This window comes from Bacteroidia bacterium (assembly GCA_033391075.1).
GTDB lineage: Bacteria > Bacteroidota > Bacteroidia > J057 > J057 > JAWPMV01.
Map to the genome: position 1 here is coordinate 280,199 of JAWPMV010000001.1, position 16,068 is coordinate 296,266.

At 43.1% G+C, this 16,068-nt stretch carries 15 protein-coding genes; 10 read left to right on the forward strand and 5 right to left on the reverse strand.

The genetic code is table 11. From position 1 onward, the window contains the following. Positions 1-48 precede the first annotated feature (48 nt). The 3 genes from R8P61_01095 to R8P61_01105 form a co-directional block, all read right to left on the reverse strand. Positions 49-1,461, reverse strand: coding sequence for a DUF1080 domain-containing protein (locus R8P61_01095; protein MDW3645641.1), 1,413 nt, complete (start codon positions 1,459-1,461; stop codon positions 49-51). Positions 1,462-1,628: 167 nt separating this feature from the next. Continuing rightward, positions 1,629-3,530: a molecular chaperone DnaK gene (gene dnaK, locus R8P61_01100; protein ID MDW3645642.1), complete on the reverse strand. Its 1,902-nt coding sequence runs from the start codon at positions 3,528-3,530 to the stop codon at positions 1,629-1,631. 57 nt (positions 3,531-3,587) lie between these two features. Then, positions 3,588-4,052: an Hsp20/alpha crystallin family protein gene (locus R8P61_01105; protein ID MDW3645643.1), complete on the reverse strand. Its 465-nt coding sequence runs from the start codon at positions 4,050-4,052 to the stop codon at positions 3,588-3,590. 151 nt (positions 4,053-4,203) lie between these two features. On the opposite strand from R8P61_01105, the gene R8P61_01110 reads away from it, so the two are divergent. Then, the gene (locus R8P61_01110) at positions 4,204-5,001 is read left to right on the forward strand and encodes an SDR family oxidoreductase (protein ID MDW3645644.1); all 798 of its coding nucleotides are present in this window, start codon (positions 4,204-4,206) and stop codon (positions 4,999-5,001) included. Positions 5,002-5,080: 79 nt separating this feature from the next. On the opposite strand, the gene R8P61_01115 is transcribed toward R8P61_01110, so the two are convergent. Beyond that, positions 5,081-5,818 carry an outer membrane beta-barrel protein gene (locus R8P61_01115; GenBank protein ID MDW3645645.1) on the reverse strand — a complete coding sequence of 246 codons (738 nt, stop codon included), beginning with the start codon at positions 5,816-5,818 and terminating at the stop codon, positions 5,081-5,083. Positions 5,819-6,067: 249 nt separating this feature from the next. Between R8P61_01115 and R8P61_01120 the strand changes: the two genes are divergently transcribed. From R8P61_01120 to R8P61_01160, 9 genes are all read left to right on the forward strand, one after another. Further along, positions 6,068-6,235: a hypothetical protein gene (locus R8P61_01120; GenBank protein ID MDW3645646.1), complete on the forward strand. Its 168-nt coding sequence runs from the start codon at positions 6,068-6,070 to the stop codon at positions 6,233-6,235. 200 nt (positions 6,236-6,435) lie between these two features. Then, positions 6,436-7,503 (forward strand): VOC family protein, encoded by a 1,068-nt coding sequence (locus R8P61_01125; GenBank protein ID MDW3645647.1) that lies wholly within the window; start codon positions 6,436-6,438, stop codon positions 7,501-7,503. A 103-nt stretch (positions 7,504-7,606) separates the two neighbouring features. Next, positions 7,607-8,545 carry a bile acid:sodium symporter family protein gene (locus tag R8P61_01130; protein ID MDW3645648.1) on the forward strand — a complete coding sequence of 313 codons (939 nt, stop codon included), beginning with the start codon at positions 7,607-7,609 and terminating at the stop codon, positions 8,543-8,545. Then, complete coding sequence (locus tag R8P61_01135) at positions 8,538-9,929, forward strand: 1-acyl-sn-glycerol-3-phosphate acyltransferase (protein MDW3645649.1); 1,392 nt, start codon at positions 8,538-8,540, stop codon at positions 9,927-9,929. The genes R8P61_01130 and R8P61_01135 overlap by 8 nt, the downstream gene beginning before the upstream one ends. A gap of 60 nt (positions 9,930-9,989) precedes the next feature. Then, positions 9,990-10,445 carry a DUF5684 domain-containing protein gene (locus tag R8P61_01140; GenBank protein MDW3645650.1) on the forward strand — a complete coding sequence of 152 codons (456 nt, stop codon included), beginning with the start codon at positions 9,990-9,992 and terminating at the stop codon, positions 10,443-10,445. Positions 10,446-10,632: 187 nt separating this feature from the next. Continuing rightward, complete coding sequence (locus R8P61_01145; protein MDW3645651.1) at positions 10,633-10,932, forward strand: GIY-YIG nuclease family protein; 300 nt, start codon at positions 10,633-10,635, stop codon at positions 10,930-10,932. A gap of 229 nt (positions 10,933-11,161) precedes the next feature. Next, a complete protein-coding gene (locus R8P61_01150) occupies positions 11,162-12,358 on the forward strand; it encodes an OmpA family protein (GenBank protein MDW3645652.1) in 1,197 nt (398 codons plus the stop codon). A gap of 39 nt (positions 12,359-12,397) precedes the next feature. Continuing rightward, the gene (locus R8P61_01155; protein MDW3645653.1) at positions 12,398-13,927 is read left to right on the forward strand and encodes a hypothetical protein; all 1,530 of its coding nucleotides are present in this window, start codon (positions 12,398-12,400) and stop codon (positions 13,925-13,927) included. A gap of 224 nt (positions 13,928-14,151) precedes the next feature. Further along, the gene (locus tag R8P61_01160) at positions 14,152-15,414 is read left to right on the forward strand and encodes an oligosaccharide flippase family protein (GenBank protein MDW3645654.1); all 1,263 of its coding nucleotides are present in this window, start codon (positions 14,152-14,154) and stop codon (positions 15,412-15,414) included. Here the strand turns inward: R8P61_01160 and pdxH are convergent. Then, on the reverse strand, positions 15,411-16,058 hold the full coding sequence (pdxH, locus tag R8P61_01165; GenBank protein MDW3645655.1) for a pyridoxamine 5'-phosphate oxidase: 648 nt from the start codon (positions 16,056-16,058) through the stop codon (positions 15,411-15,413). The two genes, R8P61_01160 and pdxH, sit on opposite strands and share 4 nt — an antisense overlap. Positions 16,059-16,068 lie beyond the last annotated feature (10 nt).

The window sequence follows — 16,068 nt, forward strand, 5'->3', positions numbered from 1 at the left end:
ATCCCGCGAATGGTTCTGTTGGATTATAGGTTCTTTTGTGGGAAATATTTATTTGCTCAGGCGACGGATTTTTATGCTTCGGAAATGAACTTCATCTCCATGCTCCTGAAGTAATATATGTCCACTTTGCCAGCGTCCAAATCCTTCCCATTTATTGTACTTACTTCTTGACACAATCGCCTGAAAAGCTTGTGTACCTCTCTCATATTCAAGGACCTTTCTATAGTTGAGCCAATGTTCCACATTAGCACCTTTAAACATTTCTCTGGCTGAACGATTTCCTCCGCTGATCCATTCCTCCATTCTTTGACCTGAAACAATCAGGCGTGCGTGGTTCCACTCTCCCGGTTTTTTGACAATCTTTTTTTCGTGTGCAGGAATCATGTCATAGAGAGAGGCAACCGTTCTATTTCCTCCGGTTCCCATCTTGGCATCCGGATGTTTTTTATCATCCAGTATTTGGAACTCAAGTCCGATGGCTGAGGCTTTACCTGTCTGATTTGTGAGGTATTGTTCTGTTATGAAATACTTGATTCCACTGTTTGCTCCTTCAGATAACATAAATTCTACCTGGAATTCAAACATATCATACTCCTCTCGGGTAACAATATCTCCGGCTCCCTGGGATTCTCCGCCTCCCTGAGACTCAACTACCAGCTCCCCATTTTCCACATGCCAGCCCTTGCTCGGGAAACTTTCTTTATGAGCGCCTCTCCATTTGGCGATGCTTTCTCCGTCAAACAAAAGCTCCCAGCCTTGTGCCCGTTCTTGTGGGGAAAGATTATTAGGAATAAGGTTGACTACAGGGATAGAAGTCCAGGGACTGGGGACCAGGTTTTCCGTTTGAATATGAATATTTCTCCAGCGAATTTCTCTTCCGGATTCCTCTTCTTTGCCTATGCTGTGGACTTGTAGGGCGATAAAACCTTCTGCGGTCATATCATCTACGAGATCAGTTGCAGGAACTCCATTTATCCAGGTTCGGATAGAATTTCCTATAGCTTCTATGCGGTAATGGTTCCATTGATTTTGTCTAAAGGCTTTGCGTGCTTTAGGATTCATGTCGAGGGGATACAACCAGCCTCTGCGACCTTCATCATAGAGGCCACAGCTCCAGGCCCTTTCAGAAGGATCGATCTCTACTTGATATCCATGTACGCGCCCATCTTTATAGTTTGGAAGGCTATTACTTCGAATCTGGATACCGCTATTCATGCGCGGGTCTACTTTGTATTCCAGTTCTAAAATAAAGTCGCCATACATTTTTTCTGTAGCGAGGAAGGTATTGGGGGTTTTCATTTTCGTCACTCCGACGATTTCATTGCCTTCGATATGATACTCGGCGGTACCATTGAGTTTTTTCCAGCCATTGAAGTCTTTTCCATTGAAAAGATTGGTCCAATTTTGCGCAGAAATGTTGAGGGAGGCAAAGAGGAAACCGAACAAGATGAAGGATCTCATAGGTAGTAGTTTTTATAAGTGAATTTTTGTTAACTCTAATCTACAAAATATGTCTGAGGAGACAACTTTTTCCCAAAGAAAGAGGCGTTTACTCCCTATGGAATAAACGCCGTCCCCTTCGCAATTAATTATGTCGAAACAGAAGCGAGACTCAGCTCGCTATCTGATTATTTCGCGTCGTCAACTTCTTCGTACTCTACGTCTGTTACTTCTGGCTCTCCTTCTGGAGCTGCTTGCTCGGCAGTTGAAGGATCAGCACCTGCTGTTTGATCAGCCTGGTACATTTCTGTAGAAGCTGCTTGCCATGCTGCATTGAGAGCAGCTGTAGCAGCGTCGATACGACCAAAGTCTTTTTCGCCATGCGCTTCTTTCAATTCTTTCAGCGCATCGCCGATAGCAGTTTTGTGATTGTCAGACAGTTTTTCGTCCAACTCTCCCAACTGCTTTTCTGTACTGAAGATCAGGGCATCTGCTGTATTGAGCTTGTCCACTTCTTCTTTTCTTGCCTGATCTGCTTCTTCATTTTCAGCAGCTTCTCTCTTCATTCTATCAATCTCAGCATCGCTCAGACCGGTAGAAGCTTCGATACGAATCTTCTGCTCTTTGCCTGTAGCTTTATCTCTTGCACTTACATTGAGGATACCATTGGCGTCAATATCGAAAGATACTTCTACCTGAGGAATACCTCTGGGTGCAGGAGGAATGCCGTCAAGGTGAAACTTACCGAGGGTACGGTTGTCCGCAGCCATAGGTCTTTCTCCTTGAAGGATATGAATTTCAACAGAGGTCTGATTATCAGCAGCTGTTGAGAATACTTCTGATTTCTGAGTAGGAATGGTGGTATTGGCTTCGATCAGTTTGGTGAATACACCTCCCATTGTTTCGATACCCAGAGAAAGAGGCGTTACATCGAGGAGCAATACTCCTTTTACGTCTCCACTCAATACACCTCCCTGGATAGCCGCTCCAATCGCAACTACTTCGTCAGGGTTCACACTCTTATTAGGCTCGCGCTTGAAGAAGCCTTTAACAATTTCCTGAACTTTAGGAATACGCGTAGAACCTCCCACAAGGATTACCTCATCCACATCATCCACAGTCAGTTTGGCTGCTTTGAGGGCTTCTCTACAAGGAGTCAGACAGCGATCGAAAAGCTTGTCAGCAAGCTGCTCGAATTTAGCACGACTGAGGCTTCGCTCAAGGTGCTTGGGACCGTCAGCGTCCATGGCCAGGTAAGGAAGATTGATTTCCGCCTGGTTGGTAGAAGAAAGTTCTATTTTTGCTGTTTCAGCAGCTTCTTTCAGACGTTGCAGGGCTTTAGGATCTTTTCTCAAATCCTGTCCGTGCTCTTTCTCAAATTCTTCTGCCAGCCAGTTGATAATAATCTGGTCAAAGTTATCACCTCCAAGTAGGGTATCACCATTGGTTGAAAGAACTTCAAATACTCCATCTCCCAATTCGAGAATAGAGATATCGAAAGTACCCCCACCGAGGTCGAATACTGCTACTTTTACGTTTTTATCCTGCTTATCAAGACCATAAGCCAAAGCTGCTGCTGTAGGCTCGTTGATGATTCTTTTTACCGTCAATCCGGCAATTTCACCAGCTTCTTTGGTGGCATTTCTCTGCGCATCATTGAAATACGCAGGTACTGTGATAACTGCTTCTTTCACCTCATATCCCAATTTGTCTTCAGCAGTTTTCTTCATTTTCTGAAGAACCATAGCTGAAATCTCCTGAGGAGTATAGGTGCGATCGTCGATCTGAGCTACAGCCAAATCATTTCTTCCACTAACTACTTTATAGGACATTTCACTGATTTCCTTTTTGGACTCTGTGAATTTGCGTCCCATAAAACGCTTGATCGAACGTATGGTTTTTATAGGATTAGCCAGGGCCTGACGTTTGGCCTGCTCTCCAACTACCCGCTCACCGTCTTTTGTAAATGCTACAACAGACGGAGTTGTTCTCTTTCCTTCGGAATTGGTAATTACTTCGGGCTCGTTCCCCTCCATGACAGCAACGCAGGAGTTGGTGGTCCCTAAGTCTATGCCTATAATTTTGCTCATATAAATTTATTATGCTTAGTGATCTGTTTTATGTGAGTGCCACAATCTCTTGCGGACTTAGTTAATTTCTATATCTTTTTCGTTCTTCTTTTTTCCACCTGCCCAGGGAAGTCTGATTGTCAAAATCCCGGCTTCATACTTTGCTTTTATATTTTCCATCTCTACATCCAGAGGCAAAGTGAAATTGATGAGAAAAGAACCGAATCTTCTTTCTCTTTTTGTATAGGTAAAGTTTTCTGCATCATCGTGCATACGTTTGATGCCCTTTACTGTCAGAACTCCTTCGTGAATATGAAGATTGGTTTCTTCCTTTTTCACACCAGGAAGTTCGACTTCCACTATATATTGATCAGTTGTGAAATACACATCTGAACGAGGAGTGAATTCTCCGGATTCGCTAAAGCCTTCTCCATTGAATACATCTTCTACAAATCCTCCTACCTTTTTCCCAAATGAACTTAAGTTGTCCATGAGTCCATCGGTGAAGTTTTTCAGCGTATCGTCGTTCTGTTGTTCTGACATAAGCTATTTTTTATTTAATGGTTAACAATCAAAGTGCCATTGCTATTTTTTGCCTTTTTGACGTAGAAATCAGGTGTCAAAATGTCAGGTTGTCAGGTATGCCTTTCTTTTACCTGACGAATATGTACCTTCGGACTGTCAAATTGAATCTATGGAAATCAAAAACAGCGTCATGTGGATCACAGGGGCCTCTTCCGGAATAGGGGAAGCGCTGGTCTATGAATCACTTAAGCAAGGCGCTCAAAAGATCATTATTTCTGCCCGAAGGTTGAAAGAACTGGAACGGGTCAAAGCTGCTTGCGGAAAAGATGCAGATAAAATTGAAATATCTACCCTTGATTTGAGCCAAACAGAAAAGGTCCAGGAATTGGCCGATTTCTGGGTGGAAAAATTGGGCCGAATCGATATTCTGGTGAATAATGGAGGCATCAGCCAACGTTCGAAAGCTGCAGATACCAGCCTGGAAGTAGATCGCAGGATCATGGAAGTAAACTATTTTGGACAAATCGCCCTGACAAAGGCAGTTTTACCTCACATGATCAGGCAGGCTGGGGGACATATCGTAGCGGTGAGCAGTGTGAGTGGGAAATTTGGCTTTCATTTAAGATCAGCCTATGCGGCTTCCAAGCATGCTTTGCATGGTTTCTTTGAATCTGTTTATCTCGAATACTATAAGGAAAAAGTACGGACTACTTTGGTAAATCCCGGACGCGTGCATACCCAGATTTCTGTGAACTCTCTAACAGGAGACGGATCAAAACATGGCGAAATGGATCCCGGACAGGCCAAAGGCATGCCTGCAGATGTCTGTGCTCGTCATATTCTGAAAGCAGTTCGGAAAGAAAAGCCAGAGATCAACCTGGTTTGGCCGGATGTTTTTCTGGTCTATTTGAAAAGGTATGTGCCTTTCTTGTTTCGGAAAATGGCCTTGAAGGTGAGTCCGAAATAGGAGGTGTTGTAGTGTTATGGTGCTGTTTTTTGTTAAATCAACAACTAAAACCCATAACACTAGTAGCCGAAAACACTTCTTAATCCTCCTTCCGAAAAATCTCCCCCAAATTTTCAAGGGGAAGCTTATATCCTAAAGTAAATAGGCTATTTCTGTTAAGGATGGCGTATTCGGCTCTGTTTGAGATATCTAGAAGACCCAGCATGTATCTGAATTCTACCTGCAATTTACCTTCCCAAAGATCTTGCTGCCAACCTAATCCCAATAGCAGATAGATATCAAATCGGTTTTGAATTATGTGTGATGCTGGAAGTTGCTGTTCTCTGATGCTAATCCCACCTGGATTCCCTGTATCCAGCAATTCTTCTCGCCATATCCTGCCAGACTGAAAAAATGAAAATCCAAAACCGTAATTTATGAATAAGCCCGATCGGTACCGACTAAAGTATTGTTTGGTATAAAGCGGAAGATGGATATAGTTGAATTTTATTTCCTGATAGGTTCTATGATTTATATATCCAACCCTATAAGAGGTATCCAGGGTAGTAGATCCATTGAAGAAATAGCCTAATTCTATCAATCCTGATCTATTTCTGAAGCCAGGGATTTCTAGAAAAAAACTGATAAAGGGACTTTCCCTTTGATTGATGTGGATATTCGGATCATCATAGGGTAAGTAAAGGAAATCGAATTTTTTGTGAGATAATCGGGCAATATTGAGCCCGGTATTTATTCCCAGGTAGGCAGGATAGCTATTTCTTTGGGCGAAATTCGGGATAGGACTCAGAATAAGGAATAGTAGAGCAATGGTTTTCATAGGAGAAAATGGCTTGTAGTGTTATAGTTTTGTAGTTCTCAGTATCAATAAGCCTCTACCAAGAACACCCCCCAGCTCCAAGATCTTCAAAAAAAAGCGCAAAGCACGCAGATCCAAGATCTTTGTGCCTTGCACATCCTCGTCCTTAATTCTTACATTTCTTTTCTAATGCTTTTTAGGTTGTTTAAGGATCTCTACTTAATCAGGTACGTCATTGATCTTATTTTTTGTGTCTCCAAAGCTGTGCTTATGATTCTCAAGGTCGCGAGGATTTGTTTGTTTGTTGTACCCAAAGATGAAGCATTGGCGGGAGCTCCTGAAACTGATTTTTCCCGCTATCAAATAGGGATTTGTGATATTTCCCAAAAAAAGGATGAGACTTCTCAATCTTTGGGATTTATTGCAAAAAAGGCGTAGAAATATCGCTCCAGGCTACTTTTAGAGTAAGAGACTTGCAATCGTCTAAGGGAATTAATTGAAATGATTCTTTCTTTTTTCCGCTTTCGGCAATTTTTGAAGCGATATTTCGACTTTTCAAAGGACTTTGGCTCCGGGCACTCAATGGGTATTTAACGAATTGCATATATTTGAACTCGAATAACATCTAATCCTCGTTCATGAAACCCGTAATCAGTGGTATACAACAAATAGGCATCGGAATTCCCGATGTGCATGCTGCCTTTAAATGGTATAGAGAAAATTTGGGTATGGATATCCCGATCTTTGAAGAAGCCGCAGAAGCAAATTTGATGCTTCCTTATACAGGAGGAAAGCCTCATGAGCGTCATGCAATCCTGGCCATAAATATCCAGGGAGGCGGTGGCTTTGAGATTTGGCAATATACCAGTAGGACTCCCGAGGCTCCAAAATTTGAACCCAGGTTGGGAGATTTTGGAATTTATGCTGCGAGGATCAAATCCCGCAATGTTAATAAAGCCTATGAAGTAATGAAGGCCAAAGGGGAGAATTTGCAGGGAGAAGTGCAAACCGGACCTGATGGCAAACCACATTTCTTTGTAAAGGACCCGTATGGAAACCTGTTTCAGATTGTAGAGGGAAAAGATTTCTTTGGGGAGTCGGATTCTTCAACAGGTGGACCTGCCGGAGCCATCATTGCGGTTTCCGATATGGATAAAAGTATGGAATTCTACCGGGATATACTCGGCTATGATAAAGTGCTCTATGATGAGAGTGGGAACTTTGAGGATTTGAAGCAAATCCCGGGAGGAGAAGGGGAATTCAGACGAGTTTTGCTTACCCATAACCAGGCCCGAGAAGGAGGATTCAGTCGGATGTTTGGCAGCAGCCAATTAGAACTTTTCCAATTGAAAGGAGGAAGCCCTAAGAAAATCTTCGAAAATCGTTTTTGGGGAGACCTCGGCTATATTCATCTTTGCTTTGATATCAGAGGCATGGAGGAACTCCGAAAGCTTTGTGCAGAAAAAGGCCACCCTTTTACCGTAGATAGTCAAGCGGCTATGGGAACCTCTTTTGATATGGGCGAAGCAGCAGGTCTTTTCTCCTATATCGAAGACCCGGATGGCACCCTGATTGAATTTGTAGAAACCCACAAAGTGCCGATCATGAAGAAATTCAATTGGTATATCAATATGCTCAAAAGAGATGCCCGCAAACCGCTACCTAACTGGATGTTGAAGGCTTTGAGGTTTAATAGGGTAAAATAAAGAGGTGTTGGGGTTGGTGCGTGTTTGTGTGTTAGAGTTATACCTTGGACACAGCTACCCAAAACGCCAACACCCTAAAACCCCAACACACTAAGAGGTTTTTATGTGCAATGAACTTGACATAGTACGACTGAACTTTTCAGAGCAGGGCCTGATGATCCTGGATATGACGCTCTTTTTCATTATGTATGGAGTGGCACTGAATCTGAAAATCGATGATTTTAAAGCAGTAGTGAAGCGGCCGAGATCCCCGATTGTTGGGCTGATCTCTCAATTTCTCCTTTTGCCTTTGTTGACACTCGCACTTGTCCTGATCCTGAAGCCTTGTGCAAGCATTGCTTTGGGTATGTTTATGGTCGCAGCATGTCCGGGGGGAAATATTTCCAATTTCATGGCATTATTGGCGAAAGGGAATGTGGCTCTATCCGTGAGTCTTTCTGCTATCTCCACCCTGTTGTCCATTGTAATGACTCCCCTGAACTTTGTGTTCTGGTCAGGTTTTTATCAACCTGCTGCCGATATTTTACAGGAGATTGCCATGGATCCCGTTTCCATTTTCCTCAAAATCCTGATCATTTTAGCTGTTCCGCTGGCACTGGGTATGTGGACGGCACAGAAGTTTCCGGAATTTACGGCTCGGGCAATCAAGCCTGTTAGATGGGCCTCTATCGTTATATTTGGCGGCTATGTTGTAGCTGCCCTTTCTATCAATTTTCAGTTTTTCCTTGACTATGTCCCACTTATAGTTGGCTATGTTTTTCTGCACAACCTCATAGCGCTTTCCAGCGGATATTTTTTCGCCTGGATCAATAAACTTCCACTTGCGGATCGTCGAAGTATTTCCATAGAAACCGGAATCCAAAATTCCGGGATTGCCCTGGTCCTCATTTTTGGGCCTATTTTTGACGGTTTGGGAGGGATGGCTTTGATAGCAGCACTTTGGGGAATTTGGCACATACTGGCAGGCTTGAGTCTGGCAGGGATATGGTCTAGACTTTCCGTTTCACCCGCTAAAACAAACACAGTAGAAGATTATGCATAAACAGATTGCAAGAGAAGGATTTAGACGAAATTATGCAGTAGTTAAAGGATACAATAATTTTATTCTTCGTCAGTTTTACAGCAGATTTGAAGTAGAGGACTATGATAAAAATATGGTGCCAGGAGCCCCGATTATCATGGCCGGAAACCACCAGAATGCCCTGATCGATGCCCTCAATATGGTAGGCTCAACCCGGATCAATCGGCAGCCTACTTTTATTACTCGTTCAGATGTTTTCGGGCATGCACTTACAGGAGCTCTTTATTCCCTGAAACTCCTGCCTATCTATCGGGAACGAGATAATATGCCGATAGAAGAGAGAATCAGAAAGAATGGAGAAATATTCGATATAACAGTACATAGACTTTCTTTGAAGGAGTGTGTACTCATTTTCCCCGAAGGAAACCACAACCGCAAACTCCGCATAAGGAACCTTCAGAAAGGCTTTGCTCGCATGGCCTTTAAAGCAGAAGAAGAAAATAACTTTGAATTGGGTACCCTGATTGTGCCGATGGGCCTTAATTACAGGGATCATTTGAAATTCCATAGTGATATGCTGGTCATTTATGGAGATCCAATTCCTGTAGCTGATTATATAGAGCAGTATAAAGAAAGTCCGGGCAAAGCATTGATTGCGATTCGAAATGATTTGCGTGCCGCTATGCGCAAGATTGTTTGGGACATCCAGAATGATGAATACTATGATTTGATTAGAGACTTTACTCGCATTGCTGCTCCTGAATTGGCAAAAAAGGAGCATGGTCCAAAGTTTCGCCTCTTAGACCAATTTCATAAAGGCAAGGACATCATTGCTGCTTTGGAAAGAAAAGCCAAAGAAGAAGATTCAACACTGCCAGAACTAAAGGCTCAGATGGAAGAATACCAGGCGAGTCTAAAAGAATTTAAAATCAGAGATCATACAGTCCTGAATGGACCTTATTCCTTCGGCAATCGACTTATGCATAGCCTGGGGCTTCTCCTGAGTTCCCCGCTCTATCTGATTGGATTGATCTTCAATTATATTCCATATAAACTGGCCGAACAGCTTGCCATCAAAAATTTTAAAGATGACCATTTTCATACCTCTATCATGATGGTTTCCAGCATGCTGATTTATCCATTGATATACCTGATCCAGACAGGCCTTGTCTGGGGGATCAGTGGAGATTGGCGAATTGCCCTGGCCGCCCTCCTCGGAATGCCCTTCGCTGGTAAGTTCGCAATCTATTTTTCTGAGCAGGTGAAAAAGTGCTGGTCGAAAATAAAATTTACTTCTCTTTACAAAAAAGGCAACAAACAAGCCCTCAAAATCAAGGACTTACGGAAAAACTTCTCTAAAATTGCGGAATCGATGACGACAAAACGTGAAAAAGTCACAACCTGAGTGAGTCTTTCACCGTATATAGGAATGTTCCAATAGTATTTTTACTACTTAATAAAAGCGATGATGGGCATTCCGTTAGCGGGACTTTTCGCGGTGTTATTCCTTGTCTTGTTCCATGTATGTTTAGCGAAGATTTTTGAGAAAGCCGGAGAGGGTGGATGGAAAGCCTTTGTGCCGCTTTACAATATGTATACCTATGCTAAAGTAGCAGGTTATCAGGGCGCATCTATCGTTTTACTATTGGTGCCTTTCCTAAACATCTTTTATTATATCGCTACCAACGTAAAATTGGCTAAGCGTTTCAACTATCCAGGGATCTTTGGATTCTTCCTCGCACTATCTCCTGGACTCTTTTTGCCATTCGTTGCTTTTGGCGATAATACCTATCAGCCTGTCGAGAAAAAATCAAATTCTGTGGCTGAAAAGCAACCTTTACACGAAAAAAACAGTACTTCCAATATATTCGTTGATGAAAATGGAGACCATGTCGAGCGCATCCGCCTCGAAGATTGGTAGAAAACATAAAGATATTTTGATAGTTGCTTTCGAGTGATCTTAGGCTGACCCAAGGGTCGGCCTTTCTTTTTTTGGGAAGTGTGGAAGTTCTAAAAGATAAAGCCCAAACGAAACTGTCACCCCGGACTTAGCCTAAGTTCCGGGGTCTCTGGCTTTTAATCGTCTCCGCGGAATATTAAATTTCAGTATGATCCATGACTACGCATATGTCTACCTATTAGGCAATTTCAATCGGAATGTCCTGTATACTGGAGTTACTACAGATTTAAAACAACGAATCACAGATCACAAAAATGGGATAGGCTCCTCTTTTACTCAAAAGTATAATATTCACATTCTACTTTGGTACCAAAGTTTCGAAAGAATCGAAGACGCAATTACCCGGGAGAAACAAATAAAACGCTGGAGGCGTGAATGGAAAGAGAAACTTATCCGCGACTTTAATCCGGATTTTAAAGATTTGTATTTTGATATGTTGGAGCTTTAATGAGCCGGCGAGAGATCCCGGCTCTTGGGTTAAGGCCGGGATGACAGAAAATTTATGCTAAGAATACAAGTCCTTGTCTTCCTGGAATCCATAGGATAGCCGCCATCTCTGGCAGAAAATCCTAACTTATGTAATAAAATTAAACGTGATTCCAACACCACAACACCACAACACCACAACACCTTTATCAGTAACTTTCTCCCCATCTTCCGTTAAGCAAAAAAACACAATGCGCTACCTCAGCTTGCTCCTTTTCCTTTTTTCAACAGCCTATGGCCAAATCGCTGCGGACTGCCAGGAGGCAATCTATCTCAAACTCAGCCGGGATAGCACTTCCTTTCTGATACCCGAGGCCCCTCAGGGTTTTGGAAAACAACAGGAAATCTCTGCCCCTTCCAAAGACCCCCATTTCTTTCGGAAAGAACATCATACGGCCTGGTACAAATTTCGCTCGCCCTTTAGCGGGATTTTAAGTTTGGAAATCACTCCTTTCGACAAAAAGAATGATTATGACTTTCTACTCTTTCAGGATACTACGGGAAATTTTTGTGAGGATTTAGCAGAAAAAAGAATACTCCCCCTGCGCAGCGTGATCTCCCGTAATGATCCCAGCATAGATAGCAAAACCGGATTGTCTGCTTATTCAGGAGAACTTCACATCAGGGAGGGGCCGGGAAGTTCTTATGGAGAGAGTATCCAGGTGAAAAAAGGAGGACGTTATTATCTGGTATTGGATAATGTGTATGGTGGGGGAAAAGGGCATCAAATAGATTTTCACTATTACTATCCCGCCAAACTATTTGGGAATATAGCGGAAATGGGATCGGGTAAAATTTTGGAAGGAGAAGTTGCCATTATTGATGCAGAAAGTGGGAATAAGATTGATTCGGTGAAAGTACTTCCTGTCGACAAGGGGAAATTTCGACTGAATCCTCCCCTTGAATATGGGAAAACCTATAAGGTGCAGATCGAAAGTCCGGACTACTTTAAAACGGAAATCCCCTTTAAGCGAAGTAAAACTCCCCTGAAAATCACTTTGCTCCCCCAAAAGCGAAACGTAAATATCGTTTTCAAAGACATCAACTTCTACGGCAATTCTGATCGCTTCCTCCCCAGAGCAACTGAGCCCTTGCAGGAGCTGCTCAAAGTGATGCGTTCCCATCCCAGCCTGGTCATCCAGGTAGATGGGCATGTGAATGGTGCAGGTTCTGTTCGGACTTTTGATGAAAATGAATTGAAGCGGCATCAGGATTTATCTGATCGCAGAGCGAAGGCAGTAAGGGTATTTCTCGTCAATGAAGGGATCAGCAATGAACGGATTGAAACCAAAGGCTATGGAGCTCGGAGAATGCTTTTTCCCCAGACTATTGACGATATAGAAATGATGAAAAATCGAAGGGTAGAAATAAAGATTCTGGATTTCTGATTCGGCTTTGCTCAATTATGTTTATTTTGTGGCCTGATTATGTTTTTACCCCACCCATTCAAACGTATAGGGCTACTGATCTATCTATACCTGGGAATGCTTCCATGGAGTTTAGCGGAATTACCCTCCAATTATGAGGACTATGATGTAAACTTCTACGAATTGGAGATCAAACTTGATTCCAAGTACGAACGCATTGCCGGAACCAGTCAAATTCAATTCAAAGCCCTGAGGAATATCGGATTCATTCAATTGGATCTGGAACCTTTTATGGAGGTCGCCTCCGTTCGTTACAAAGGCCAAAATCTACGATTTGATCATCGAGACGGCAGATTGCGGCTGAGCTTTGGTCGGCAATTGCGGGCAAATTCTGAGCATGAGGTGAGTATCGTTTTTTATGGAGCTCCGGGAATCAGTGAAAGTGTCATGTATACCGGAGGGATACTTTGGGACAAGGACCCTATCGGAAAAGACCTCATTGTGACAAGAAAAGGGAGTAAAGGAACAGGAATCTGGTGGCCACATAAATATGATCCCCGAGATCCGGCGGAGGGTATGAATTTTTCTATCATATACCCGAGAGAGGTTTCTGTAACAGCTCCCGGAAGATTGAAAAATATTCGCCTGTTACCGGGCGAGTTTAAACGATGGACCTATGCATATGATCATGAAGTGCATGCTGGTTCGGTTGAATTTGGGATCGGAAATATCCTTCGTGCCAGAAGCAATTATCAAGGGCAATCCGGAAGTCATGAATTGACAGCTTATACGGTACCCGGCCAATATAATTTTGCCCTGGGAAGACTTAAAAAAGTGCAGGAAATCCTCGCCTTTATGGAGAATTATTTTGGAGAATATCCCTACTGGGATCGAGGTTTTCATCTGTTTGAAGCCGGATTTTTCTCCACTAAAAGCCGGGAAGTGTATGGTGGCTATCAGGATGTTCAGCAAACAGAGGCCTGGTTATTTGATGTAATCGTGACGGATTGGCTGGGACGCTCTTTGATGGAGGAAGGGGAAAAGGATCTCTGGATGCTCAATATGTTTAAGCGATATTGCGAAAGTCTGTATGTAAGCCATTTGAAGGGAGAGAGTGAAGGAATAAAGTACTTACAGGCAAAGAAAACGGAATCTCGCTATCAAAGTGCCTGGGTATTGCATGGCTTGAGGAGAACCCTGGACGACGAACAATTATGGTGGGAGATGCTACGAACGCTCTTTTCCAATTATCGCAGCAATGTCATCAATTCCGAAGATCTTTATGCTCACTTATATGCGACCCTCGGGCCGGAAAATCAATATTACTGGACCCAGTATTTTCAACTAAATCAAGTTCCCGTTTTAGAACTCAAAACCAAACGAAAAGGGAAAAAGATGGCAATTAGTTATCGTTGGGATAGTGGAGTTCCGGGTTTTGAGTTGCCGATCGACCTTTGGATATTTGATGAGAAGTATCGCCTTTCCCCCAATGAAACCTGGCAAGTCTTCAATAGTAAAAAAGTTTCGGAGAAACACATCAATGTAGAGAATCCTCTGGGGCTATTTGAGGTGAGAAGAGGGAAGATGTAGAAAATGCAAACTTAGGGGTCATCCTGAGACTTAGCTAGCGCGGAAGGGCCTTGCATTTTATTCGCGTAGAATGCTTGATCTCGCAAGGCAAAAAGCAACTCCCTTCCAAAGTTTGAAATGACTTGATGTTTAGGGCTGCTCTTTTTCCCATTTACTTATTCCCCCTTATTTCCTATCCTTGCACCTGGCACTTTAGCAGCTAAATCTTGGCAAGACTTTTTCATATGGGCTCCGAATTCTGGAAGCAGGTGTTAACCCTCCTGAGTGGTTCCCTATTGGCCCAGATCATTAGCGTAGCCTTCTTGCCCATCTTGTCTCGCCTCTACCTGCCCGAAGCATTTGGAGTATTTGGCTTTTTTATCGCAGCTGTTGCTGTGGTCGTGGTGGTCATAAATGGAGGATATGAACTTACCATCATGTTGCCGGAAAAGGAATCCGATGCAGATTTGCTGACAAGTCTGAGTTTTCGCCTGGCACATATCATAAGCTTTGTTCTTTTGATCCTCCTCCTACTTTTGGGGAAAGCAATCTTAAGTTGGGCCGAATTAGAAAGTTTGAATCTCTGGCATTTGCTGCTTCCTCTCAGCATTTGGATGGAAGGGATTTCACAGGCATTGAGTTTTCGTTTAAACAGGGCAAAAGCCTATCGGGCATTATCCATAGCCAAACTCCTTCGATCTATCCTGACGGCTCTGCTGAGCCTGGGATTGGCATTTGTCTTTGAAGGATTTGAAGGGCTATTGCTTGGGTTTATGGTCGGACAGGCAGCTATGTTGATATATACCTATGTCTACTTTGTCCAAAAAATACCGACCCATAAAACTGAAAATGAGCAAGCTTCTCTAAAAAGTATCGCCACTCTCTACAAAGACTTTCCTCGCTATTCCGTTCTGAGTGCCTTAATGAATACAGCTAGCAAGCACCTGCCTTTCTTTCTGCTTCCTCGCCTTTTCAATACAAATGTGAGTGGTCAGTTTAGTAAATCCGATCGGGTCTTGAATATTCCGGCGGTTTTGCTGAGCATGTCGATTGGCAGGGTGTATTTTGAGAAAGCTAGTAGAGCGGCAGAAAACAGGGAAGAGGAATTGGCTCAGCTTACCAAAGATACCTTCCTGCGACTTTTACTCCTGGCCATTCCTTTTTTGGGAATCATCATGCTTTGGGGACCAGAGCTCTTTAGTTTTGTATTGGGGGAAGCCTGGGGAATGGCCGGAGAATATGCCCGCTGTATTATGCCCTGGATGTTTATGGTGTTTATTGCCTCTCCCTTGTCCTATCTGATCGATATCAAGCGTAAATTGAAGATATTCTTAACCTTCAATATTCTCCTTTTTTTGGTACGCCTTGCAGCTCTTTTGATAGGTGCTCAATACCTGGATGATATAGGCACTATGTGGGCTTTTGGTTTAAGTGGAGCTGCAATGGTATTTCTACAATTGATCTATCTGCTGTATTTAGGAGGAGTATTCAGGCGAAAGTCGCATTAAGGCGCCAGTCTGGCTGTTTCCCAACTATCAGCCTCTTTTTTGTAGATGATGCGGTCGTGTAATCGGCTTTTCCTTCCCTGCCAGAACTCAAAATAGTCGGGGATCAATTTATATCCACCCCAATACTCAGGACGGGGAAACTTCTCTTCCTCGGAGAACTTATCCTCAAAAGCTTTTACCCTTTCTTCCAAAACAGCTCTATCCGCTATTTCCTGACTTTGTGGAGAGGCCCAGGCTCCGATTCTACTTCCTCTCCCTCTTTGTTGAAAATAACTATCCGAATTTTCGGGCCTAGCCTTTTCTACTTTGCCTTCAATCCGAATTTGTCTTTCCATGCTTTCCCAGAAGAAAGTAAGAGCCGCATAGGGGTTCTCAGCCAGTTCCTTCCCTTTTCTGCTTTCATAATTGGTGTAAAAGAAGAGTCCTTCTTTCCCAAATCCCTTAAGCAGGACAACCCGTTGAGAGGGTCTACCTTCAGAAACCGTAGCAAGGATCATGGCATTGACTTCCTTGACCTTGGCTTCATCTGCTTGTTTAAACCAATCTTCAAACTGCTGAAAAGGATCAGGATTGACCATAGACTCATCCAATTGGTCTTTGCCATAATCCAGTCGCATATCGGGAAGCTTATTGCTGATTGACATAGGAAATTAT

Bases quoted from the DNA above. Each gene is read 5' to 3' on its own strand.
- R8P61_01095 (MDW3645641.1), bottom strand. From the start codon at position 1,461: ATGAGATCCTTCATCTTGTTCGGTTTCCTCTTTGCCTCCCTCAACATT.
- dnaK (MDW3645642.1), bottom strand. From the start codon at position 3,530: ATGAGCAAAATTATAGGCATAGACTTAGGGACCACCAACTCCTGCGTT.
- R8P61_01105 (MDW3645643.1), bottom strand. From the start codon at position 4,052: ATGTCAGAACAACAGAACGACGATACGCTGAAAAACTTCACCGATGGA.
- R8P61_01110 (MDW3645644.1), top strand. From the start codon at position 4,204: ATGGAAATCAAAAACAGCGTCATGTGGATCACAGGGGCCTCTTCCGGA.
- R8P61_01115 (MDW3645645.1), bottom strand. From the start codon at position 5,818: ATGAAAACCATTGCTCTACTATTCCTTATTCTGAGTCCTATCCCGAAT.
- R8P61_01120 (MDW3645646.1), top strand. From the start codon at position 6,068: ATGATTCTCAAGGTCGCGAGGATTTGTTTGTTTGTTGTACCCAAAGAT.
- R8P61_01125 (MDW3645647.1), top strand. From the start codon at position 6,436: ATGAAACCCGTAATCAGTGGTATACAACAAATAGGCATCGGAATTCCC.
- R8P61_01130 (MDW3645648.1), top strand. From the start codon at position 7,607: ATGTGCAATGAACTTGACATAGTACGACTGAACTTTTCAGAGCAGGGC.
- R8P61_01135 (MDW3645649.1), top strand. From the start codon at position 8,538: ATGCATAAACAGATTGCAAGAGAAGGATTTAGACGAAATTATGCAGTA.
- R8P61_01140 (MDW3645650.1), top strand. From the start codon at position 9,990: ATGATGGGCATTCCGTTAGCGGGACTTTTCGCGGTGTTATTCCTTGTC.
- R8P61_01145 (MDW3645651.1), top strand. From the start codon at position 10,633: ATGATCCATGACTACGCATATGTCTACCTATTAGGCAATTTCAATCGG.
- R8P61_01150 (MDW3645652.1), top strand. From the start codon at position 11,162: ATGCGCTACCTCAGCTTGCTCCTTTTCCTTTTTTCAACAGCCTATGGC.
- R8P61_01155 (MDW3645653.1), top strand. From the start codon at position 12,398: ATGTTTTTACCCCACCCATTCAAACGTATAGGGCTACTGATCTATCTA.
- R8P61_01160 (MDW3645654.1), top strand. From the start codon at position 14,152: ATGGGCTCCGAATTCTGGAAGCAGGTGTTAACCCTCCTGAGTGGTTCC.
- pdxH (MDW3645655.1), bottom strand. From the start codon at position 16,058: ATGTCAATCAGCAATAAGCTTCCCGATATGCGACTGGATTATGGCAAA.